Annotated in this window: 22 protein-coding genes and 1 tRNA gene; 8 read left to right on the top strand and 15 right to left on the bottom strand. The window is 73.3% G+C overall.

All coding sequences use genetic code 11. The features are described 5' to 3' along the window. Positions 1-22: 22 nt before the first annotated feature. The 3 genes from BLU55_RS04345 to BLU55_RS04335 are packed head-to-tail and all read right to left on the bottom strand — an operon-like array spanning position 23 to position 2,166. Positions 23-811: an SCO1664 family protein gene (locus BLU55_RS04345; protein ID WP_091726513.1), complete on the bottom strand. Its 789-nt coding sequence runs from the start codon at positions 809-811 to the stop codon at positions 23-25. A 19-nt stretch (positions 812-830) separates the two neighbouring features. Then, the gene (locus tag BLU55_RS04340) at positions 831-1,427 is read right to left on the bottom strand and encodes a DUF3090 domain-containing protein (RefSeq protein ID WP_091726511.1); all 597 of its coding nucleotides are present in this window, start codon (positions 1,425-1,427) and stop codon (positions 831-833) included. A 10-nt stretch (positions 1,428-1,437) separates the two neighbouring features. Next, on the bottom strand, positions 1,438-2,166 hold the full coding sequence (locus tag BLU55_RS04335; protein WP_091726508.1) for an MSMEG_4193 family putative phosphomutase: 729 nt from the start codon (positions 2,164-2,166) through the stop codon (positions 1,438-1,440). A gap of 31 nt (positions 2,167-2,197) precedes the next feature. Here BLU55_RS04335 and corA point away from each other — a divergent pair, with 31 nt between their 5' ends. Beyond that, positions 2,198-3,178 (top strand): magnesium/cobalt transporter CorA, encoded by a 981-nt coding sequence (gene corA, locus BLU55_RS04330; protein WP_091726505.1) that lies wholly within the window; start codon positions 2,198-2,200, stop codon positions 3,176-3,178. A gap of 12 nt (positions 3,179-3,190) precedes the next feature. Here the strand turns inward: corA and BLU55_RS04325 are convergent, their stop codons facing one another. Continuing rightward, positions 3,191-4,015, bottom strand: a complete 825-nt coding sequence (locus BLU55_RS04325; RefSeq protein WP_091726503.1) for an undecaprenyl-diphosphate phosphatase — start codon at positions 4,013-4,015, stop codon at positions 3,191-3,193. A 92-nt stretch (positions 4,016-4,107) separates the two neighbouring features. Between BLU55_RS04325 and BLU55_RS04320 the strand changes: the two genes are divergently transcribed. Continuing rightward, on the top strand, positions 4,108-5,070 hold the full coding sequence (locus BLU55_RS04320; protein ID WP_091726500.1) for an aldo/keto reductase: 963 nt from the start codon (positions 4,108-4,110) through the stop codon (positions 5,068-5,070). Continuing rightward, on the top strand, positions 5,067-5,303 hold the full coding sequence (locus BLU55_RS04315) for a DUF5703 family protein (protein ID WP_091726498.1): 237 nt from the start codon (positions 5,067-5,069) through the stop codon (positions 5,301-5,303). Before BLU55_RS04320 ends, BLU55_RS04315 begins: the two co-directional genes overlap by 4 nt. A gap of 60 nt (positions 5,304-5,363) precedes the next feature. On the opposite strand, the gene BLU55_RS04310 is transcribed toward BLU55_RS04315, so the two are convergent. From BLU55_RS04310 to BLU55_RS04295, 4 genes are all read right to left on the bottom strand, one after another. Further along, a complete protein-coding gene (locus BLU55_RS04310; protein ID WP_091726495.1) occupies positions 5,364-6,680 on the bottom strand; it encodes a M20/M25/M40 family metallo-hydrolase in 1,317 nt (438 codons plus the stop codon). 59 nt (positions 6,681-6,739) lie between these two features. Then, on the bottom strand, positions 6,740-7,105 hold the full coding sequence (locus BLU55_RS04305) for a hypothetical protein (protein WP_157682727.1): 366 nt from the start codon (positions 7,103-7,105) through the stop codon (positions 6,740-6,742). A gap of 118 nt (positions 7,106-7,223) precedes the next feature. Beyond that, a complete protein-coding gene (locus tag BLU55_RS04300) occupies positions 7,224-7,529 on the bottom strand; it encodes a hypothetical protein (protein WP_091726491.1) in 306 nt (101 codons plus the stop codon). Positions 7,530-7,643: 114 nt separating this feature from the next. Continuing rightward, on the bottom strand, positions 7,644-8,462 hold the full coding sequence (locus tag BLU55_RS04295; protein WP_091726487.1) for an SDR family oxidoreductase: 819 nt from the start codon (positions 8,460-8,462) through the stop codon (positions 7,644-7,646). A 132-nt stretch (positions 8,463-8,594) separates the two neighbouring features. Here BLU55_RS04295 and BLU55_RS04290 point away from each other — a divergent pair, with 132 nt between their 5' ends. Continuing rightward, complete coding sequence (locus BLU55_RS04290; RefSeq protein ID WP_091726484.1) at positions 8,595-9,488, top strand: homocysteine S-methyltransferase family protein; 894 nt, start codon at positions 8,595-8,597, stop codon at positions 9,486-9,488. Here the strand turns inward: BLU55_RS04290 and BLU55_RS04285 are convergent. Further along, positions 9,485-10,732, bottom strand: a complete 1,248-nt coding sequence (locus BLU55_RS04285) for an MFS transporter (RefSeq protein WP_091726482.1) — start codon at positions 10,730-10,732, stop codon at positions 9,485-9,487. The genes BLU55_RS04290 and BLU55_RS04285 overlap by 4 nt on opposite strands. A 224-nt stretch (positions 10,733-10,956) precedes the next feature. Continuing rightward, complete coding sequence (locus BLU55_RS04280) at positions 10,957-11,325, bottom strand: VOC family protein (protein ID WP_091726480.1); 369 nt, start codon at positions 11,323-11,325, stop codon at positions 10,957-10,959. Positions 11,326-11,385: 60 nt separating this feature from the next. Here BLU55_RS04280 and BLU55_RS04275 point away from each other — a divergent pair, with 60 nt between their 5' ends. Beyond that, positions 11,386-11,856 (top strand): MarR family winged helix-turn-helix transcriptional regulator, encoded by a 471-nt coding sequence (locus BLU55_RS04275; protein WP_091726477.1) that lies wholly within the window; start codon positions 11,386-11,388, stop codon positions 11,854-11,856. A 34-nt stretch (positions 11,857-11,890) separates the two neighbouring features. Then, entirely contained in the window at positions 11,891-13,270 is a 1,380-nt protein-coding gene (locus tag BLU55_RS04270; RefSeq protein WP_091726474.1) for a sensor histidine kinase, read from the top strand. A gap of 85 nt (positions 13,271-13,355) precedes the next feature. Here the strand turns inward: BLU55_RS04270 and BLU55_RS04265 are convergent, their stop codons facing one another. After that, complete coding sequence (locus tag BLU55_RS04265) at positions 13,356-14,957, bottom strand: S8 family serine peptidase (protein ID WP_157682726.1); 1,602 nt, start codon at positions 14,955-14,957, stop codon at positions 13,356-13,358. A 275-nt stretch (positions 14,958-15,232) separates the two neighbouring features. Here BLU55_RS04265 and BLU55_RS19340 point away from each other — a divergent pair, with 275 nt between their 5' ends. Next, positions 15,233-15,391, top strand: a complete 159-nt coding sequence (locus BLU55_RS19340) for a hypothetical protein (protein WP_157682725.1) — start codon at positions 15,233-15,235, stop codon at positions 15,389-15,391. A 760-nt stretch (positions 15,392-16,151) separates the two neighbouring features. Beyond that, positions 16,152-16,415: a hypothetical protein gene (locus BLU55_RS20110; RefSeq protein WP_091726469.1), complete on the top strand. Its 264-nt coding sequence runs from the start codon at positions 16,152-16,154 to the stop codon at positions 16,413-16,415. 112 nt (positions 16,416-16,527) lie between these two features. On the opposite strand, the gene BLU55_RS04255 is transcribed toward BLU55_RS20110, so the two are convergent. The 4 genes from BLU55_RS04255 to BLU55_RS04240 all read right to left on the bottom strand — a co-directional run bounded on the left by BLU55_RS04255 (position 16,528) and on the right by BLU55_RS04240 (position 20,224). Beyond that, a complete protein-coding gene (locus BLU55_RS04255) occupies positions 16,528-16,905 on the bottom strand; it encodes a hypothetical protein (RefSeq protein ID WP_091726467.1) in 378 nt (125 codons plus the stop codon). A 457-nt stretch (positions 16,906-17,362) separates the two neighbouring features. Next, a tRNA-Leu gene (locus tag BLU55_RS04250) sits at positions 17,363-17,447 on the bottom strand. Positions 17,448-17,532: 85 nt separating this feature from the next. Continuing rightward, complete coding sequence (locus tag BLU55_RS04245; RefSeq protein WP_091726464.1) at positions 17,533-18,675, bottom strand: SGNH/GDSL hydrolase family protein; 1,143 nt, start codon at positions 18,673-18,675, stop codon at positions 17,533-17,535. A 100-nt stretch (positions 18,676-18,775) separates the two neighbouring features. Then, positions 18,776-20,224, bottom strand: a complete 1,449-nt coding sequence (locus BLU55_RS04240) for a GuaB1 family IMP dehydrogenase-related protein (protein ID WP_091726462.1) — start codon at positions 20,222-20,224, stop codon at positions 18,776-18,778. Between the last annotated feature and the right edge of the window lie 52 nt (positions 20,225-20,276).

Genomic DNA, 20,276 nt, shown 5'->3' with positions numbered 1-20,276 from the left:
TGCCGTCGCGGTGGGCGACCCGTCAGAAGGGCGGCCAGGGGATCGACGGCCAGCCGCCGGCCGGCACCGGCAGGTGGCCCTGGCGCAGCAGCCGCTGGCATCGCCGGGCGACCGCGTCGACCTCCGCGACCGCGAGCAGGTCCTCGAGCCGCTCGCGCAGCTCGCCGTCGAGCCCGGTCAGCACGCGCTCCACGCCGTCGCGCTCGGCGGCGTCGAGGGGCTGGCCGGCGAAGCCCCACAGCACGGTGCGCAGCTTGTCCTCGACGTGGAAGCACACGCCGTGGTCCACGCCGTGGCGGTGGCCGTCGGCCATGGCCAGGACGTGGCCGCCCTTGCGGTCGGTGTTGTTGGTGACCACGTCGAACACGGCCATGCGGCGCAGCGGCCGGGAGTCCTCGTGCACCAGCATCACCGGCTCGTCACGGCCGCCGGTGGCGTCGAGCACGTGCAGGAACCCGGGCGGCACCGGCCCCTCGGGCACGACGTCGACCGGGTCGGGCCGACCCTCGGGGGTCTCGACCGTGTCCTTCCACAGCTGCACCATGCCGAGGCCGACGGGCCCCTCGCGCAGGACGGTGGTCGGGACGACGTCCCACCCGAGGTGGTCCGAGACCACCCAGGCGGCGTACTCGCGCTGTGCGAGGGTCCCGTCGGGGAAGTCCCACAGCGGCCGCTCCCCCGACACCGGCTTGTAGACGCAGCGGGTGCCGCCCTCGCCGAGCTCGGTGAGGAAGGTGTGGTTGGAGGCCGGCATGATCCGGCCGAGGACGTGGAGCTCGCCCTGGAGCAGCGGCGAGCTGTCGGTGGTCATCGACGGGCCCCGTGGTCGCTCAGAGCGTGGTGCTGCGGCGGTAGCCGTTGGCGCGCGGGCACAGGTGGCCCTGCGGGTCGAGCGGGCCCCCGCACAGGGGGCACGGGGCCCGACCGGCAGCGACCACGGACTCGGCGCGGGCGGCGAAGGAGCGCGCCATGGCCGCGCTCATGCGCACCAGCAGCAGCTCCTCGGGCTCGGGCTCCTCGATGGGCAGCTCGATGAGGTCCTGCTCGGCTGCCTCGACCGGCACCTCGATCTCGACCTCGGCGACCGGGAAGACCTCGATCACCACCCGCTCGTCGTCGCCGTCCCAGGACAACGTGATCGTGCCGGCGCGGAACTCCTCCTCGATCGGCTGCTCGAGGGGCTCGGTGTCGATCATCGCGACCGGGGTCACGGCGGGCACGGTGGAGCGGGCGTCGTCGCTGGTGATCAGCTCGTCGAGCAGCTCGGCGATGCGCTCGCCCAGGATCTGGACCTGCTGCTTCTCCAGCGAGACCGAGGTCAGCTGGGTGCCGCTGCGGGCCTGGAGGAAGAAGGTGCGCGACCCGGGTTCGCCGACGGTGCCCGGGACGAAGCGGTCAGGCGGGTCGAAGCGGTGGACGACGGGCATGGGCTCGACTCTAGGACCCGGCGGAAGCGGCCGTGGACGCGGCGTCGTCCTCCGGTCCGGCACCGCCCCCGACGACCGCGTCGGCCGAGCGCCTGCGGCGCCGCTTGGTCTTCGGCGGGGCGAGGTGGGACAGGGCGCCGGAGGAGGAGTTCATGGTCACCACGAAGGCGCGCTCGGGGGTGTAGCGGACCACCGAGAGGCTGGCCGGGTCGACCATGATCCGCTGGAAGGCGTCGAGGTGCATGCCCAGGGCGTCGGCCAAGACCGCCTTGATGACGTCGCCGTGGGAGACCGCCAGCCACAGCGCGTGGGGCCCGTGCTCGGCCTCCAGCTGCGCGTCGCGGTCGCGCACGGTGGCGACGGCCCGCGCCGAGACCTCCTGCAGCGACTCGCCACCGGGGAAGCGCGCGGCGGACGGCTGGGTCTGGACGGTGCGCCACATCTTCTCCTTGGCCAGCACCTTCAGCTCGCGCCCGGTCCAGTCGCCGTAGTCGCACTCCAGCAGCCGGTCGTCGAGCACGGCCGTCAGCGCCGGGGCGAGCAGTGCGGCCGTCTGCTGGCAGCGCTCGAGCGGGCTCGTGACCACCTGCACGAGCGGCAGGCCCTCGAGCCGGGAGGCGGCCCGTGCGGCCTGGCCCGTCCCGGTGTCGTCGAGCCGGACGCCCTCGGACCGGCCGGCCAGCACGCCCGTGGCGTTCGCCGCGGTCCGTCCGTGGCGCGCCAGGATCACCGTTGCCATGCCCGGAGCGTAGCCGTCGTATCTTGCTCCGGTGATCGTGGACAACGCGCTGTACCGCAACGGCGAACGCGTCGACCTGGGCTGCTCGCCCGGCGACCTGGCCGCCGTGCGCACCGGCGCGACCAAGGAGCACGACTTCGTCTGGGTGGGCCTGCACGACCCCACGAGCGAGGAGCTCGACCACGTCGCCCAGCTCTACGGCCTGCACGAGCTCGCCGTCGAGGACGCGCTCAGCGCCCACCAGCGCCCCAAGGTCGAGCGCTACGGCGACTCGCTGTTCATCGTGCTCAAGACGCTGTGGTACGTCGACGAGGACGACGCCGTCGAGACCGGCGAGATCAGCCTGTTCGTCGGCCACGGCTTCATCGTCAGCGTCCGCCACGGCACCGGCGCCTCCCTCTCCCAGGCCCGGCAGCGCCTCGAGGCGAGCAGCAAGGTGCTCGTCCACGGCCCCTCCGCGGTGGTGTACGCCGTGGTGGACGACGTCGTGGACCGCTACGAGAGCGTGGCCGGCTCGCTGCAGGAGGACGTCGACGAGGTGGAGGAGTCGGTGTTCTCCACCGAGCGCACCAACGACAGCGCCCGGATCTACGTCCTCAAGCGCGAGCTGGCCGAGATGCGCCGCGCGGTGCTCCCGCTGCGCGAGCCGATGAACCGGTTCGCGGTCGGGACCGTGGGCGGCATCCACGCCGAGGCCGCGCCGTACTTCCGCGACGTCGCCGACCACCTCACCCGCGTGGCGGAGACCATCGACACCCTCGACTCGCTGCTCTCGAGCGCCTTCGACGCCCACCTCGCGCAGATCTCGATCCAGCAGAACGACGACATGCGGCGGATCTCCGCGGCGGTCGGCCTGGTCGCGGCACCGACCCTGGTGGCCGGCATCTACGGCATGAACTTCGACCACATGCCGGAGCTGCACTGGATGTACGGCTACCCGATGGCGCTGGGGCTGATGCTGCTCAGCTCGCTGACGGTGTTCGTCATCAGCAAGCGCTCCGGCTGGCTGTGAGCCGGAGCCGCCTCAGGCGGTGAGCACGCCGCCGGCGATCAGGCCCATCACGGCGAGGCCGAGCACGACGCGGTAGACCACGAACGGCGTGTAGGACCGGGTCGAGACGTAGCGCAGCAGCCACGCGATGGCGGCGTACCCGACGACGAACGAGACGATCGTGGCGACCAGCGTGGGCCCCCAGCCGTAGGCGTTCTCGCCGCCGGGGATGTCGCCGAGCTGGAAGACGCCCGCGCCCACGACGGCCGGGATGGCCAGCAGGAACGCGATCCGGGTGGCGGCCTCCCGGGTGAGGCCGAGGAACAGGCCCATGGAGATGGTGGCGCCCGAGCGCGAGACGCCCGGGATGAGCGCGAGTGCCTGGGCGCAGCCGAGCAGCACGGCGTGCCTGAGGCCCATGTGCTTGAGGTCGCGCGTCTGGCTGGCGGTGCGGTCGGCCACGCCGAGGACCACGCCGAGCACGATCAGCGCCGCGGCGATGATCCACAGGTTGCGGAAGTCGCGCTCGATGACGTCCTTGAGCAGCACCCCCAGGATGACGATCGGGACCGAGCCGACGATGACGTACCAGCCCATCCGGGCGTCGAGGTGGCCGCGGAGCTCGGGACGGACCAGCGACCGGAGCCAGGTGCTGGCGATGCGCCAGATGTCGTGGCGGAAGTAGATGAGCACGGCCAGCTCGGTGCCGATCTGGATCACGGCCGTGAACGCCGCGCCCGGGTCCCCCCAGCCGAACAGCTCGGGGAAGATGCGCAGGTGGGCGCTGCTGGACACGGGGAGGAACTCGGTGAGCCCCTGGATGAGACCGAGCACGACGGCCTTGAAGAGATCTAGCACAGCAGGAGTCTAGGAACTCGGCCTGCTGCTCACCTGACCGCGTCCGGCGAGCCGCGGATCGGCTGGTGGGCGCACGTCGATAGCGTGCGGGCATGCAGCAGCGGTTCCTCGGACAGACCGGGCTCTCGGTCTCGCGACTCGGTCTGGGGACGATGACGTGGGGCCGCGACACCGACGAGCACGAGGCCCGCGAGCAGCTGGTGGCCTTCACCGAGGCCGGCGGCACGCTGCTCGACACCGCGGCGGGCTACACCGACGGCGCCTCCGAGCGGCTGCTGGGCCGGCTGGTGCGCGAGGTCTGCGCCCGCGACGAGGTGGTGGTGGCCACCAAGGCCGGGATCGGTCGTCGGCGGGGCGAGCGCTTCGTCGACGTCTCCCGCGGTCACCTGCTGTCCTCGCTCGACGCCTCGCTGGAGCGCCTCGGCCTCGACCACGTCGACCTGTGGCAGGTGCACACCTGGAGCGACTCCGTGCCGCTCGAGGAGACCCTGACGGCGCTGGACCTGGCGCAGAGCAGCGGCCGGGCGGCGTACGTCGGGATCAGCAACTACACCGGCTGGCAGAGCGCCCAGGCCGCGACCTGGCAGCGCGCTGCGCCCGGCCGGGCGCAGCTGGCCGCCCACCAGGTGGAGTACTCCCTGCTCAACCGGGCCGTCGAGGCCGAGGTGCTGCCCGCCGCGCAGGCGCTGGGCCTCGGCGTGCTGCCCTGGTCGCCGCTGGGCCGGGGCGTGCTCACCGGCAAGTACCGCGCCGGCACGCCCGCCGACTCCCGCGCGGCCTCCCCCCACTTCGGCAGCTTCGTGGGCCGCTACCTCGACCCGGCCTCGGCCCGCGTGGTCGAGGCCGTGGCGAAGGCCGCGGACGGGCTGGGATGGTCTGCGCTCGAGGTGGCGTTGACGTGGGTGCGCGACCGACCCGGCGTCACGGCCCCCGTCATCGGGGCCCGCACCGCGGCGCAGCTCCGCGACTCCCTCAAGGCCGAGGAGTGCGAGCTGCCCGCGGAGATCATCGAGGCGCTCGAGGACGTGTCGGCACGGACGGAGGACACCGCATGACGTCGGCCAAGGCCCGCAAGCAGCAGTACCGCGCCCTCAAGCCGGGCATCGAGTACGAGTTCGACAAGATGCTCATCCCGCGCGAGCACTCCCGTTCGGCGGTGACCCGGATGCTGGTCGAGCGCGCCGAGCACGGTGGCTGGGAGCTCGACCGGGTGCAGATCCGCCACGACGGCACCCGTCGGGTGCAGCTGCGCCGCCGCATCATCCGGCAGCGCTTCTCCTACGTCTGACGACCTCCGGTGCCGGGAGCCCCGGCACCGGAGGCCCGTAGCCCAGATCCGGCCCGTGGCTCAGATCCGGCCGAGGAACCGGTCGAAGACCCGGGCGCCGAACTCCAGGGCGTCCACCGGCACCCGCTCGTCGACGCCGTGGAACAGCCCGGTGAAGTCGAGGTCGTCGGGCAGCCGCAGCGGGGCGAACCCGAAGGCGCGCATGCCCAGCTTGGTGAAGTGCTTGGCGTCGGTGCCGCCGCTCATCAGGTACGGCGCGACGATCGCCCCGGGGTCCTCCTCCAGGATCGAGGCGGTCATCGCGTCGGCCACCGCGCCGTCGTACGCCGTCTCGAGGCCGTCCTGGAGGCTGTCGAAGGAGACCTCGACGTGCGGTCCGACGAGCTCCTCGAGGGTGGCGAGGAACTCGTCCTGGAGGCCGGGCAGGAAGCGGCCGTCGATGCGCGCGGTCGCCTGGCCGGGCACGACGTTGACCTTGTAGCCCGCCTCGAGCATCGTCGGGTTGGTGGTGTGGCTCAGCACCGCGCCGAGCATCCGCGCGGCGGGGCCGAACTCCTCGACGAGCTGGAGCGCGTTGTCGGGCGTCGCCTCGGTGCCGGCGAGCTCCCCGACCGAGGCCACCAGCACGCGCATGGTCGGCGTGAGCTGCACGGGCCACTCGTGGCGACCGATGCGGGCCACCGCCTCGGCGAGGTGGGTGACCGCGTTGTCGGGGTGGCGCATCGAGCCGTGACCGGCGTTGCCGGTGGCGGTGAGCCGGATCCAGGCCATGCCCTTCTCGGCCGCCTCGACGAGGTACATCCGTCGGCCGCGCACGGTGGTGGAGAAGCCGCCGACCTCGCCGACGGCGTACGTGCAGTCCTCGAACCACTCGCGCTTGGCCTCGACGAGCGGGCCGGCCCCGAGGTGGCCACCGGCCTCCTCGTCGGCGGTGAAGCACAGCACCAGCGGACGCGACGGCACCCGGCCGGCGCGGGCGCGGGCGCGCACCGTCGAGAGCAGCATCGCGTCGAAGTCCTTCATGTCGACGGCGCCCCGGCCCCAGACCATGCCGTCCTGGACCTCGCCGCTGAAGGGGTGCAGCTGCCAGTCGTCGGCGTTGGCGGGGACGACGTCGAGGTGGCCGTGGAGCAGCATCGGCTCGCCTTGGTCACCGCCCCAGCGCGCGACCACGTTGGTGCGTCCGGGCTCGGCCTCCCACAGCTCGGTGGCGATGCCGACCTCCTCGAGCAGCGTCGCGACGTGCTCGGCGGCCTTGCGCTCCCCCGGGCCCTGGCCGTCACCGAAGTTGGTGGTGTCCATCCGGATCAGGTCGCGACAGATGTCGACGACCTCGGCGGCGGGGTCGTAGGACGGGTCGGGGGTGGCGTCGCTCATGACCCCATCGTGCCCGTCGCCCCCGACGGGTCAAACGCGGGTCGTCGGGCGGGCGGCCCTCAGAGGAGGTGGCGCGCGCCGGCCCGCGGGGTCATCGAGCGGGGCTCGCCCCAGCGGATGTCGCCGTCGGCGGTGAGCATCCCGAGCTGGAGGACCTCGGCGATCGGGCGGTGCTTGGTGGTCTCCCAGGACTTGGAGTGTCGCCAGGTCTCCTCGAAGACCTGCACCTCCAGGACGCTGGTGCCGGGGACGGCACGGCGGACCGTGCGCTCGCACCACGAACGGGCCGACAGCATGTCGGGCCAGCGGCGTTCGACGATGACGTCCTCGAAGCCGTCCTCCTCGGGCACACGCATCTGCAGCCGCCCGAGGGCGGTCGTGCCGATCCCGGTCCCGGAGGACGCGGGGGCTGACGTGTGTTCCATACCGGCAGGCTAAGTCGCTCGTCGGGCGAACGACCAACGTCGGCGCAACCGCCGCGCCGCCTGTCTAGCCCGGTGCTGGTCGGATGTTTGCGGCACGCGGAGCGGGGCAAGCGCCTCGTCAACCGCTCCCGGCGCCCGGCGGCGGCCCGCCCGGCCACCACGCGTCGACGGCCTCGGGGTGCCGCCGGGACCACTCGTCGAGCAGCGCCGCGCGCATCGCCACGGTGCGCGCGACGGCGGTGGCGTCCGAGGAGCCGAGCTGGTGGGTGCTGACGTCCCAGGCCCGCCGCAGCTGCTCGTCGCTCCACTCCCGGGCGACCAGGGCGACCGTGGCCGTCCGCGGGGCAGCCGCCCCCTCCCGGTCCTCCGGGTCGGCGCGGGGACCCAGGAGCCGGCGCAACCGCTGCCGCAGGTGCTCGAGCACGGCTCCCCCTCCCGACCCTGCGACGTCCCCGTCCGCCGCGCTTCCTCCCCCGAGCCTGGCTCGGCCGGGTGGACGCGAGGTGAACGAGGGTCGGGTGGGGGCTTGGCCACCGGGTCAGTCGCCGTGGGCCTCGACCGCGACCGGCTGCCACTCGTTCCAGGTGGCCAGGCGGGACTCGTAGTCCTTGGTCGCGATGTCCAGCGGGGCCTTGCCGAAGAAGACGCGCAGGGGCGGCTCCTCGGCGTCGACGACCTTGAGGATCGGCTGCCGGGTGGCGGTCGGGTCACCGGGGCTGGCGGCCGAGGGGCGGTTCTGCGCGGCCTCGCGGACGGCGTCGTACGCCGGGTCCTCCTGGCTGCGGACCGCCGAGGGGCCGGACCAGTCGGTCGTGAAGCCGCCGGGCTCGACGAGCGTGACGTGGATGCCGAAGCCGGCGACCTCCTGCGCGAGGGACTGCGTGAGGCCCTCGAGCGCCCACTTCGACGCGTGGTAGGCGCCGACGGTCGGGAACGCGCTGATGCCGCCGATGCTCGAGACCTGGATCACGTGTCCCGAGCCCTGCTCGCGCATGATCGGCAGCGCGGCCTGGGTGACCCACAGAGCGCCGAAGAAGTTGGTCTCCAGCTGGGCGCGCACCTCGGCCTCGGTCAGCTCCTCGACCATGCCGAAGTGGCCGTACCCGGCGTTGTTCACGACCACGTCCAGCCGGCCGAAGTGCTCCGCGGCGCGGCGCACGGCGGCGCGGCCGGCCTCGCGGTCGGTGACGTCGAGCTGCAGCGGCAGCACCCGGTCGCCGTGCGTCGCGACGAGCGCGTCGAGCGTCTCGGGCCTGCGGGCGGTGGCCGCCACGGAGTCCCCGCGCTCCAGCGCGGCCTCGGCCCACTCGCGGCCGAAGCCCTTGGACGCACCCGTGATGAACCAGACCTTGCTCATGACCGCTCCTCGTCGTCGCTGGACTCCCCCGGGCGAGTGTGCTCGCCCGGCACAAGCAGGCCGGTGCAGACCGCGTGAGCTCGGACGGGCGCCTGCCTCGACGGGTCCGCCCGGCGGTCCTAGCGTCGGTCCATGGGTGCGATGCGGCTCACCGACGGCGGGCTCGAGACCACGCTGATCTTCGAGCGGGGACTCGAGCTGCCCCTGTTCGCGGCCTTCCCGCTGGTCGAGGACGACGCGGGGCGGGCCGTGCTCGCGGCGTACTGGCAGCCCTTCCTCGACCTCGCGGAGAGCCACGGCGTCGGCTTCGACGTGGACACCGCCACGTGGCGGGCCAACCCCGACTGGGCCTCGCAGCTGGGGTACGACGCCGCCCGGCTGCGGGCCGTCAACGAGGAGGCGGCCGGGTTCGCCCGCTCGTTGGGCCGACCGTCGCTGGACGTCCGCGTCAACGGGGTCGTCGGTCCGCGGGGCGACGGCTACGTGAGCGGGGAGGAGATGGGGGCCGAGGAGGCCGCGGCGTACCACCTGCCGCAGGTCCGGGCGCTGGCCGCCGGCGGGGTCGACCAGGTCTCCGCGCTGACGCTGACCTACCCGCGCGAGGCCGTCGGCTTCCTGCACGCGGCGGGCGAGGTGGGGCTCCCGGCCCTGGTGTCGTTCACGGTCGAGACCGACGGGCGCCTGCCCAACGGCACGCCCCTGGCCGACGCCGTCGCGGAGGTGGAGGACCGGACGGCTCGGGCGGCGGTGGGCTACCTGGTCAATTGCGCCCACCCCACCCACCTGGACGGCGCGCTGACGGGTGGCCCGTGGACCGAACGGGTCGTCGGGGTGCGCGCCAACGCCTCGACCATGAGCCACGCCGAGCTCGACGCGGCCGAGGAGCTGGACCCGGGCGACCCGGACGACCTGGCTCGGCGCTACGTCGGGCTGGTCGAGCGGCTGCCCGGTCTGCGGCTGCTGGGCGGCTGCTGCGGCACCGACCTGCGCCACGTGGGCGCGATCGCCGCGGCCTGCCTGTCCTAGTCGGGCGAGGTCGGGGCGCGGACCGAGCGGAACGGCGACGCACCGAGGCCCGCGACGACCGCGGCGAAGACGACGCCCGCGAGGAGCAGCGCAGCGTCGTACCCCCAGGCGTCGGCGAGCACCCCGGCCACCGGCGCCACCACGACCACGACCGCGCGGTTGAGGGAGCGCAGCGTGGTGTTGGTGCGGGCCTGGAGACCGTCGGGGGTCAGCAGCTGGCGGTAGCTCATCTCGTGGGAGTTGCTGGCCCCCATCGCCAGCCCGTAGAGACCCTGCCCCAGCGCCAGCACGACCAGTGCCGTCGCGGAGGACGAGGGCGTGCCTGCCGCCACCATGACGAGGACGCCGAGCAGCGTGGTCGCGTGGCAGGCGATGATCGTGCGGCCGGTGCCCCACCGCAGCCCGACCCGGGTGGTGGCGGCTGCGCCGAGCAGCGCCCCCGCGCCCCCGGCGGCGCCGACGACCCCGAAGCCGAGCGGCGTCACGCCGAGCTGCAGGAGGGCGTACGGCGCCAGGACGACCCCCACGACGGCGTGGCCGACGAACCACACGTGGGTCGCGACCGCGAGCGTGGCCAGACCGGAGGTCCGGTAGATCCACACGACTCCGTCGCGGATCTCGCCCAGCAGGGCCCGCACGCGCGCGCCGCGCACCGGGGCGGGCTCCTCGACCTCGACGCGGGCGAGCGTCGCGGCCGAGAACAGGTACGTCAGGGCGTCGGCGAGGACCGCCAGCGGGGCGCCCAGCGCGCTGACCAGCAGACCGCCCAGAGCGGGGCCGGCGGTCATCGCAGCAGCATCGGCCCCGTCGGTGCGGGCGTGGGCGCGCTGCAGGTCGGCCGGTGCGACCAGCCGCGGCAGCAGCGCCGTCGTGGCGGCGGTGCTGACCACCGACGCGGTGCCGTACGCGACCACGACCAGCAGCAGCACCGGGAACGTCAGCACGTCCGTCCACCACAGCAGCGGCACCGCCGCGAGCAGCACCGCCGCGACCAGGTCGGCGACGACGGCGACCGGCCGCCGCGGCCGTCGGTCCACCAGCGCCCCGACCACCACCCCCACCACGAGGAAGGGCAGCCACCGCGCCGAGCTCAGCCAGCCGACCTCGGTCGCCGACCCGCCCAGGTCGAGCACCACCAGCGCCTGCAGGGCCAGCAGGGTGACGTAGGTGCCCAGCCCGGAGACCGCGTGCGCCCGCCAGAACAGCACGAACGGGCGCGAGGGGAAGGCCACGTCGCTGCTCACGTCGCCCAGTCTTCCCTCCGGGGTGGGTAGGCGCCCCTGGCCAGGCGGTCGTGCAGGTCGGCTGTTCGGACGCGATCACCGCCTCGGCGACCACCTCGAGGGCGGGGGCGGCACTATCACCCCGTCGAGCAGCCTGATGCCCACGGACGCCGGCCTGGACGGCCGCCAGGCGGTCGACGCCCTGCAGGCTCCCCCGGACGTCCCACGGGTGGACGACGCGGAGCTCAGCCCCGGTCGTGGAGGGTCACGTGGTAGCCGTCGGGGTCCGCGAAGGTGAAGGTCCGACCGAAGGGGCCGTCGACCGGGGCCGACACGACGGTGTGACCGGCGGCGACGAGCCCGTCGTGGATGTCCTGGACCTCGGTCGCGTGGAGCCAGACGGCCGTCCCGATGCCGGGCTGGGCGACGGCGTCGAGGTCGGTGCCGGGCAGCAGGTCGCGCAGGGCGAACGCGATGGGCGTGGTCTCGAAGACGACCGCGTGGGGCGGGCCGGCCGGCGAGCGGACGAGGCCGAGGTGCTGCTCGTAGAACGCGCGGGACGCGTCGAGGTCGCGCACCTGGAGGGAGATGAAGTCGGGGCCGGTGACGGGCATGGAGGTCCTTCCGTTCGTGTCAGTTGTCTGACACGAATGAACGTATGTCAGGATGCTGACATGCGTCAAGACGGCATCGACCTGGAGACCTCGCTGGGCTACCTCCTCAAGGAGGCCTCGAGCGCGCTGCGCACCGCGATGGAGGAGGTGCTGCGCCCGCTCGGCATGTCGATCACCCACTACTCGTGCCTCGAGCTGCTCTCGCAGCGACCGGGACTGTCGAGCTCGGAGCTCGCCCGCGGCGCCTTCGTGACCCGGCAGTCGATGAACGTGCTGCTCCAGGCCCTCGAGCGCGAGGGCCACGTGAGCAGGCCCGTGGAGGCCCGGGTCGGCAAGGCGCTCCCGACCAGGCTCACGCCGCTGGGGCGTCGTCGGCTCGAGCAGGCCACGGTGGCGGTGCGCGACGTGGAGGTCCGGATGCTGGCGGGCCTCAGCGAGGCCGAGCAGCGGGCGGCGTCCCAGCTGCTGCGCGGCATGGTCCACGCCCTGCGCGACGGCGACCCGGCGCACGCCGCACCGCCGACCGGCTGACGAGAGTGTGCCCATCTGCGTGTTTCACTGCGACATGGGCGTTTTGCAACCGCTGGGCACACGACAGCTGCGCCTCATCGTCGGCCTCCTCGTCCTGGGGAGCACCGGGCTCGTCCTGGCGCTGGTCAACGGCAGCGAGTCGCAGCTCGCGCTGGACCTCGCGGTCGCCGGCACGTGGGCGGTGGTCTGCGTCGCGCTGGTGCGCTCACTGGTCCGCGCGGCCCGCGCCGCGGAGGAGCAGCGGGAGGGCCAGGCGCTGCTCGACGCCGTGGGCGAGGCGCGACGCCACGTCCTGCGCGACGAGAACCCGCGATCGGCGGTCGTCGAGGCCGTCGCCCGCGTGACCGGGGCACGGCTCGCCGTGCTCTCGGAGCCCGAGCACGGCGCCCTGCGCACCACGGCCATCGCCGGCGGTGACTTCGACCTGGTGCTCCCGCTCGACCAGCCGTCGGTGGCCGGGCGGGTCTTCACCGAGGGGACGCCCGTGCACCTGCGCAACCTCAAGGACGAGACCGACGCGGCGGTCGGCCTCCTCGAGGGCCTGGAGCGCCTGCTGGAGACCGAGATCCACTCGGTCACCTACGTGCCGGTCGTGGTGCAGGGCACCAGCGTCGGGGTGCTCTCGGCGGCCTTCGAGGTCACCGACGAGCGCCGCGCCGAGCACGCGCTGCCCATCCTCGAGCTGCTCGCCGGCGAGGTGGCCGTGGCCATCCAGCGCGAGCGCCTGCTGGCCGAGGCCGAGGCCGGCGAGCGCTGGCGAGCAGCCCTCATCTCGAGCCTCGCCCACGACGTCCGCAGCCCGCTCACCAGCATCGTCGGGGTGCTCGACCTGATGTCCGAGAGCGCGGACCCCGACGCCCGGCGCCTGGTCGCCAGCGCGCAGCGCCAGGCGCAGCGCATCGCGCGCCTGGCCGACGGGCTGCTCGACAACGAGCGGGTCGAGGCCGGGACGCTGCGGCTCGACCTCACCACCTTCTCGGTGTGGGAGCTGCTGCAGGGCGTGGTCGCCGACACCGGGCACGGCCTCGACCACGACATCGAGATCCACGCGGACGCCTCGCTGTCGGCCCTGGCGGACCGCGCCCGGGTCGAGCAGGTGCTGCACAACCTGCTCAGCAACGCCAGCCGCTACGGCAGGCCACCGGTCCACCTGCGGGCACGGATCGTCACCACCGCCGCGACCGGGCGCGAGCTCGAGATCAGCGTCCGCGACCACGGCACCGGGGTGCCGGCGCCCCGGGTGGCCCACCTGTTCCAGCGGTTCTCCGGTGGCGCGGCCTCCCCGACCGACCACGCCCAGTCCGTCGGGCTGGGCCTGTGGATCGTGTCGATGCTGGCGCATGCCCACGGCGGCCGCACGACGTACCGCGCGTGCGAGCCCGGCGCCTGCTTCACCCTGCACCTGCCCCAGTGACCACCCGCGCACCCGGTCGCAGCGCACGTCCCGGCTCCGCGGACGCCGACGCACCCCCGGGCCGGCCCGGGGGTGCGTCGCGCGATCAGGGCTGACCGCGCCAGCTCCGCGCCTTCCAGCTGTCGCCGCGCCAGCTGCGCGCCTTCCAGCTGTCCCCGCGCCAGCTGCGCGCCTGGAACTGGTCGGTCGGCCAGGCGTGGTCCGCCCAGGGCACGCCGCTCCACGAGCTGCCGGTCCAGGACACCCCCTGGAGCTGGCGCTGGTCCCACGTCGTGCCCGTCCAGGTCCGACCGTTCCAGGCGCCGCCGCGCCACGTGGCGCCGGCCGCCTGGGCGGCCACCCACGCGGCCGGGCGCCACGGCGACCCGATCGCGTCGACCTCGCCGGTCAGCGCCGTGCCCGTCTCGGGGTCGACCACGTGCTCGCCGCCCCGCGAGGCCTCCAGGGTCCCCAGCCCGGTGGAGTCCGGCAGCGACTGCCGCAGGGTCGGCAGCACGAGGCCCGCCTTGACGGTCGTGACGGCGGCACCCACGTCGGCGACACCGCGCCCCTGGACGGGGCCACCGGTGACCAGCGGGGTCGCGGTCTGCATCAGCACGGCCTTGGCCTGGTCGGCGGTCAACCGGGGCCGGGCGCTGAACAGCAGCGCGGCCTCACCCGAGACCACGGCCGCGGACTGGGAGGTGCCGCTGCCGCGGAACCAGCGGCCCGTGTCGTCCCCGACGAGACGGCCCTCGGGGTGGGCCGTGTCCACGTAGGAGCCAGGATCGCGCAGGGAGACCACCGACTTGCCCGGGGCCAGGAGGTCGGGACGACGGGCCGCGCTGCCACCGTTGGTGAAGGCGGCGACCTTGTCGTCGAGCTTGGTGTCGGAGCCGCGGTGGTCGCTGCCGCCGACGGCCAGGACGTGGGGGTCCACCGCGGGCATGAGCAGGCTCGGGGCCGCGAGGCCGTCGTTGCCGGCGGCGGTCACGACCAGGATGTCGTGGTCCCAGGCGTTCTCGACGGCCCGAGCGAGGGGGTCGACCTGCCACGGCTGCGTCGAGGCCGTGCCGTAGGACAGGTTGATGACGCGCACGTTCATGCCCTGGTCGTCGCGGTGCTCCACGACCCAGTCGATGGCCGCGATCACCTGGGAGACGTCGGCGCCGCCGTCACCGGTGGCGACCTTCATGTTGAGCAGGCCGGCGTCGGGGGCCACCCCGGCGAAGACCGTCCCCTGCGGCTTGCGGGGGTCGAACCCGGCGTCGCGGCCGGCGATGATGCCGGCCAGGTGGGTGCCGTGCCCGAACCCGTCGAGGTAGCGCGTGCCGGCGCCCTGGCTCTCGAACGACAGGTCGGGACCGTCGACGACCTTGCCCTCGCCGTCGAGCCCCGGCACGTCGACCACGCCGGTGTCGATCAGCGCGACGGTGACGCCCTTGCCGGTGACGCCCCGGGCCCACGCTCTCTGGGCCCCGATGCTCCTCGTCAGCGACCACATCGACCCGCGGTCGCGGGTGGCGTCCCACGTGCCGTCCGGCCTGGTCGCCTGCGCACCCTCCCGGGTGGTGTCGTCACCCCAGGCAGCGTCGACGACTCCGCCCAGGACGTCGCCGGCGAGCGTGTCGAGCAGCCCGCCCCCCGTGCCCGTGCTGGCCGTGGTGGCCAGGGCCGGTCCGGCCCCCGCCGACAGCAGGGCTGCCACCACCAGCGCGACGGCCGGCGCGCTCCTTCTCCGTCTGATCCTCATCGATCCCCCCGTGCGTCCTCTCTGGTGCTTGCTCTTTCAACAGAATGCCCTCAATCGGACATAGAGGGCGACTAGTACGAACCAGATGATCTCGCCTGGACTAGGCCAGCCAGAGCAGGTAGTTGACACGTGAAGTAGTTTCCGACCGGGAGCGTCGACGACCTCCCGGTCCGGCAGCACATGTCTCCCGACCGAGCGGGTACGGCGAACGACCGACGAGAGGGCCGCCCATGAGCCGCACGGCACCGCACGACGACATCGACGAGTCCGACCTGGTCGTGACCCACCCCGAGGACCACGCCGCGGGACCCACCGCCGTGGCGGTCAGCATGAAGCGCGCCATCGAGGGGATGGGGGTGCGACGCACCGCCCGGACCCTGCTCGGGTAGGCCAGCACGAAAAGGGCGTTACCAACGACCCCGAGGGGATCGGCGCCGTCGATCCACGACGAAGCCAAGCGTGTCCAGGCCCAGCCGGCAGCGGACAGCACGCTCCCGGCGGCGAGTGCGAACCAGGCCGGCGCACGCACCAGCCGATGCCGGCGTGTCCCCAGCGTCACGGCGGCACCGGCGAGCATCGGGACGGCCACCAACCCGACCGAGCGGACCGTCTCCGAAGGTCCGACGAAGAACAGTGCACTGCAGGCCAGCTGGAGTACGAGGTAGCCGAGCAGGGGGCGGCCGATAGCCCTGACGCCGAGCATGGCGATCACTCCACTCACTTGGCTTGATCCCTTCCGGCGCCCCCCACGTCCCTCCGCCCTTCTTGGGACTCGGCGCGAGGGTCGCCCATCCTCGAGCGACGCTGCGTTGGTCGGGGCGCCGAGGACTCGACTCGACCCACGTGCAGGGGATGTCCCTCGTGCCAGGATGTCCTCGCGAATGGATCGGCGGGTCGCAAGCAGCAGGGTGTGCGTGAGACGGATGGTGTTCGGCGCTCGGTGGACACCCACCGGGCCTACGCCCGCACTAGTCGGCTACCCCACCGACCAGCTGACTCCCTTCTGCGCCGCCCGGTTCCGCCAGACCGAGGCCCACGGGCTGAGAGGGCGCGCTTCGGTCCGCGGCCACCTCACACCCAGGGGGGAACCTGGGTCAGGAGCCCAGGAGCCGCACGTCACCAACCTTCACCTCATAGGTCCGCGACTCGGTGCGCACCTTCCTGGACCGTGAGGTGAAGCCCGGCTGGGACAAGTACGTCGAGGCCAAGCAGTCCCGCCGGGAGACGTGGCAGGCCTTCGGCCAGCAGGGACTCTCGGCCTGGAGGCCCCGAGCAGTACGGCGGTTCCGCGGCCGGCGACGTGCGCTGCAACGGGGTGCTCTGGTCGTCGGAATCGCCGGCAGCTTCATGCTGTGGCGTGCGGTCCAGCTGACCCGTTCGGCGTACAACGGCAGACCCGGTGGGTCCTTGTAGTCGTAGCGGCCCAGTGCACTCGAAGTCTCGTCGCCGTCGCATCTCGTGAGGGTCGGATCACCCGCTGCTCGACCTCCCCACGTGCACGCAGGAACGATGGCCTGGGCCAGGGTCACCATCTCCCGGGCCATGGCCTCCATTTGCCGTGCTGGAAGAAGCGCACCTGGCGACCCAGCTCGCCGTCCTTGCTGGGAAGCCGGGTGAGCTCGGCAGGATTGTCAGGGCGTAGGCCAAGGCGCTTATGGCCGTGCATCAGGATCGACAACAGCAACCCGTGGCGGTTGCGGATGCTCTTCCCACTCGAGGGGATGTCGCGCTGCTCCACCATCTGGTCCTCGATGTCCATCGCGCTGATTGCTGTGAACGGGAGGAGTCCGAAGGTGGTGGACAGGTGCAGCTCGTAGGAACGGCGGTAGCGATGCAGGGTGTAGGCCGTGAGGTGGCCCAGCTTCATCATGCGGGTCTGGTGGGTGAAGAAGTTTTCCGCCACCTCGGCGAACGAGTGTGCCGACCCGACGCCACCAACACCAAGGTTGTTGGTCGGCTCGCTGACGTACCCACAGCCTTTGGCCACAAGACTCCGTCTTGGTCAACCGGCGTTTGATGGCCAGCCTCTTCCACGTCAGCCTTGAAGGCCAGGGCGCGTGCTCTGCTGGTGGAGGTCGCTGCCACCTCGGTCTGCCCGGCGCCGCCAGCGCCGCCCCCAAGGATCCAACGAACCTGATGGCTGGTTCCGCCGTCAGCGCGACGGCGGCTTCTCATGCGTGCCACTCAGAACTCCCAACAGTCCGTCCCACTCAACGCAGGCGTCTAGTGGGACATGACTCGGACACGTGCTGATGCCCCAGAGGGACATGAGTGGGACATGAGTGGGACATGCCCGCAGAAGGGACTCAGATCCCGTCCGAAAATGACGATGGGCCCCGCAGTGCGGGGCCCATCTGTTGTGTCCGAGGGGGGACTTGAACCCCCACCCTCTATACGAGGACTAGCACCTCAAGCTAGCGCGTCTGCCTATTCCGCCACCCGGACGAGCGAGTGAAGGTTAGCAAGGATGGTCGACCGGCAGCCACTCGGGGGTCGGTCGGCGCGGGCGGGTCGGTCAGCGGGTCCCCCGTCACGGCACGGTGAAGGCCGTGGCGGGGCCGGGGGTGCCGACCATCCACTTGCGCACGGGCTCGAGAGTGACGGTGTAGCTGCCCGGCGCGAGCTGGAGCAACTTGCTCGTCGACTGGTAGCCGCCCGTCACCCGGCGCACGTCGGACGGGGTCGGCCCGACCACCTGCAGCAGCATGCGGTCGGTGGTGAGGCGCCGGTCCCAGGTCGCCCAGGAGAGCACCGCCGTGCCGGGCGAGGTGGTGACCCCGGCACGGGCCTGCGTCACCCACGGGGTGGGGTCGGTCGGCAGGACGGGCTCGCCGGGCAGCACGCCGTCGGCGTGCAGGGCGGCCGCGACCCGGTGGGCGAACAGCCGCTCCCCCGTCGGGTCCAGGTGGACGCCGTCGTAGGTGTGGTCGCGGGGCGAGAAGTCCGCGGCGGCCGGGTCGACCCAGTGGGCGTCGTACCCGGACGAGGAGAGCTTGCGGACCAGCGTCGCGAAGCGGGCGTTGGCCTCGGGCACGTCGAAGTCGCGCGGCTGGCCGCCCGGGTAGGTCAGCGACGGCAGCACCGGGGACACCAGGACCTTCAGCCGGGGCCTGGCCCGCAGCGCGTTCGACAGGTAGGTCCGCATCAGGGCCTCGGCCCGCGCCGGGCTCGCCCCGCGCCTGAGGTCGTTGGCGCCGAGCATCACGTGGAGCACGTCCGGCTTGTCCTTGGCCACGACCTTGCCGACGCCGGGACCGAGGGTGTCCAGGCGGGCGCCGGGGACGGCGTGGTGGTGGTCGGCGGCCGCGAACCGCGCGTTGGCGAAGTACGCCGAGTGGCCGCGCCCGTTGGGCCCGCTCAGCGGTCCGACCAGCCGCAGCGGCACGCCCTGGCGACCGAACTCCTCCCACAGCCGCTGGCGCCACGTGGTGTCGCCGTTGACCCCGCGCGTGATGGAGTCGCCGCTGACCATCAGCCGCCAGGTGCCGGACGGCGGCGCGGTGACGGCCGTGCCGGGTCCCGGCCCCAGGCCGGCCCAGGGCCCCCGCGCCGACGCCGCGACCGCCTGGCCGGGCAGTCCGGCGACGAGCAGCACCAGGCCGAGCAGCAGCGCGGCGGCCAGCGCGCGCGTGGACCGCCAGGGGCGGGCACCGGGCTCCCGAGAGGTCAGCACGCCCCCAGTGTGGGCCAGGCGGCCGCGTCGCGCAGGGCGTACGCGCGGCCCGACCCACCAGGTGGGACGCAGGTCGTCCGCGCCGTCGTCCGCGCCGTCGTCACCAGCCGGCGGGCAGCGGCCGTCCCTCGGCGAAGCCGGCCGCCGACTGCACCCCGAGCACGGCGCGCTCGTGGAGCTCGGCGAGGTCGTGGGCGCCGGCGTACGTCGCGGCCGAGCGCACCCCGGAGCAGATCTCGTCGACGAGGTCCTCGACGCCGGGGCGGGCCGGGTCGAGGAACATCCGCGAGGACGAGATGCCCTCCTCGTAGAGGCCCTTGCGGGCGCGGTCGAAGGCGGTCTCGGTGGAGGTGCGGTTGGCCACCGCGCGGGCCGAGGCCATCCCGAAGCTCTCCTTGTAGGAACGGCCGTCGGCGCCCACGTGCAGGTCGCCGGGCGACTCGTGGGTGCCGGCGAACCAGGAGCCGACCATGACCTGCGAGGCGCCGGCGGCGAGCGCGAGCGCGACGTCGCGCGGGTGTCGCACGCCCCCGTCGGCCCAGACGTGCTTGCCCAGGGTCCGGGCGGCGGCGGCGCACTCGAGGACGGCGCTCAGCTGCGGCCGTCCGACGCCGGTCATCATCCGCGTGGTGCACATCGCGCCCGGCCCGACGCCGACCTTGATGATGTCGGCGCCCGCCTCGACCAGGTCGCGGACGCCGTCGGCGGCCACCACGTTGCCGGCGACGACCGGGACACCGGGGTCCAGGGCACGGACCGCGGTCAGGGCCTCGAGCATCCGCTCCTGGTGGCCGTGGGCGGTGTCCACGACCAGGGTGTCGACGCCGAGGTCGAGCAGCCGGCGGGCCTTGCCGGCCACGTCGCCGTTGACGCCGATGGCCGCCGCCACGCGCAGCCGACCCCGGTCGTCGAGGGCGGGCGCGTAGATCGTGGAGCGCAGCGCCCCGGTGCGGGTGAGGATGCCGACCAGGGCGCCGTCGTCGTCGACGGCCGGGGCCAGCCGGTGCCGGGAGGCGTGCAGCACGTCGAAGGCCTCGCGGGGCTCCATGCTGTGCTTCAGCGTCGTCATCTCGGCGCTCATCACGTCGGCCACCTGCGTGAACCGGTCGACTCCGAGGCAGTCGGCCTCGGTCACCACGCCGACGGGACGGCCGTCCTCGACGACGACCGCTGCCCGGTGCGAGCGCTTCGGCAGCAGCGCCAGGGCGTCGCTCACGGTGTGGTGCGGGTCGAGCGCGATCGGGGTCTCGAAGACCGGGTGCCGCTCCTTGACCCAGGCCACGACCTCGGCGACCACGTCGAGCGGGATGTCCTGCGGGATCACCGCGAGACCACCGCGCCGGGCCATGGTCTCGGCCATCCGACGCCCCGACACGGCCGTCATGTTGGCCACGACCAGCGGGATCGTCGTGCCCGTCCCGTCGCCGCGGCCGGGCTGCTGCGAGAGGTCGACGTCGTAGCGCGACGCGACGCCGGAGCGTCGCGGCACCATGAAGACGTCGTCGTAGGTCAGGTCGTACGGCGGGCGGTGGTCGTCGAGGAAGCGCACGGTCGGCCAATCTACGCCAGCGGCCGGCCGGCGGAACCGGACGAACCGGTCC

The organism is Nocardioides scoriae (assembly GCF_900104965.1).
Taxonomy (GTDB): Bacteria; Actinomycetota; Actinomycetes; order Propionibacteriales; family Nocardioidaceae; genus Marmoricola; species Marmoricola scoriae.
The sequence above is the reverse complement of the archived record's forward strand: the minus strand, read 5'-3'. Positions and strand labels throughout refer to the sequence as shown.

Coding starts and splice junctions, on each gene's coding strand:
- BLU55_RS04345 (WP_091726513.1), bottom strand. CDS start 811: ATGACCACCGACAGCTCGCCGCTGCTCCAGGGCGAGCTCCACGTCCTC.
- BLU55_RS04340 (WP_091726511.1), bottom strand. CDS start 1,427: ATGCCCGTCGTCCACCGCTTCGACCCGCCTGACCGCTTCGTCCCGGGC.
- BLU55_RS04335 (WP_091726508.1), bottom strand. CDS start 2,166: ATGGCAACGGTGATCCTGGCGCGCCACGGACGGACCGCGGCGAACGCC.
- BLU55_RS04320 (WP_091726500.1), top strand. CDS start 4,108: ATGCAGCAGCGGTTCCTCGGACAGACCGGGCTCTCGGTCTCGCGACTC.
- BLU55_RS04315 (WP_091726498.1), top strand. CDS start 5,067: ATGACGTCGGCCAAGGCCCGCAAGCAGCAGTACCGCGCCCTCAAGCCG.
- BLU55_RS04310 (WP_091726495.1), bottom strand. CDS start 6,680: ATGAGCGACGCCACCCCCGACCCGTCCTACGACCCCGCCGCCGAGGTC.
- BLU55_RS04305 (WP_157682727.1), bottom strand. CDS start 7,105: ATGGAACACACGTCAGCCCCCGCGTCCTCCGGGACCGGGATCGGCACG.
- BLU55_RS04295 (WP_091726487.1), bottom strand. CDS start 8,462: ATGAGCAAGGTCTGGTTCATCACGGGTGCGTCCAAGGGCTTCGGCCGC.
- BLU55_RS04290 (WP_091726484.1), top strand. CDS start 8,595: ATGGGTGCGATGCGGCTCACCGACGGCGGGCTCGAGACCACGCTGATC.
- BLU55_RS04280 (WP_091726480.1), bottom strand. CDS start 11,325: ATGCCCGTCACCGGCCCCGACTTCATCTCCCTCCAGGTGCGCGACCTC.
- BLU55_RS04275 (WP_091726477.1), top strand. CDS start 11,386: ATGCGTCAAGACGGCATCGACCTGGAGACCTCGCTGGGCTACCTCCTC.
- BLU55_RS04270 (WP_091726474.1), top strand. CDS start 11,891: ATGGGCGTTTTGCAACCGCTGGGCACACGACAGCTGCGCCTCATCGTC.
- BLU55_RS19340 (WP_157682725.1), top strand. CDS start 15,233: ATGAGCCGCACGGCACCGCACGACGACATCGACGAGTCCGACCTGGTC.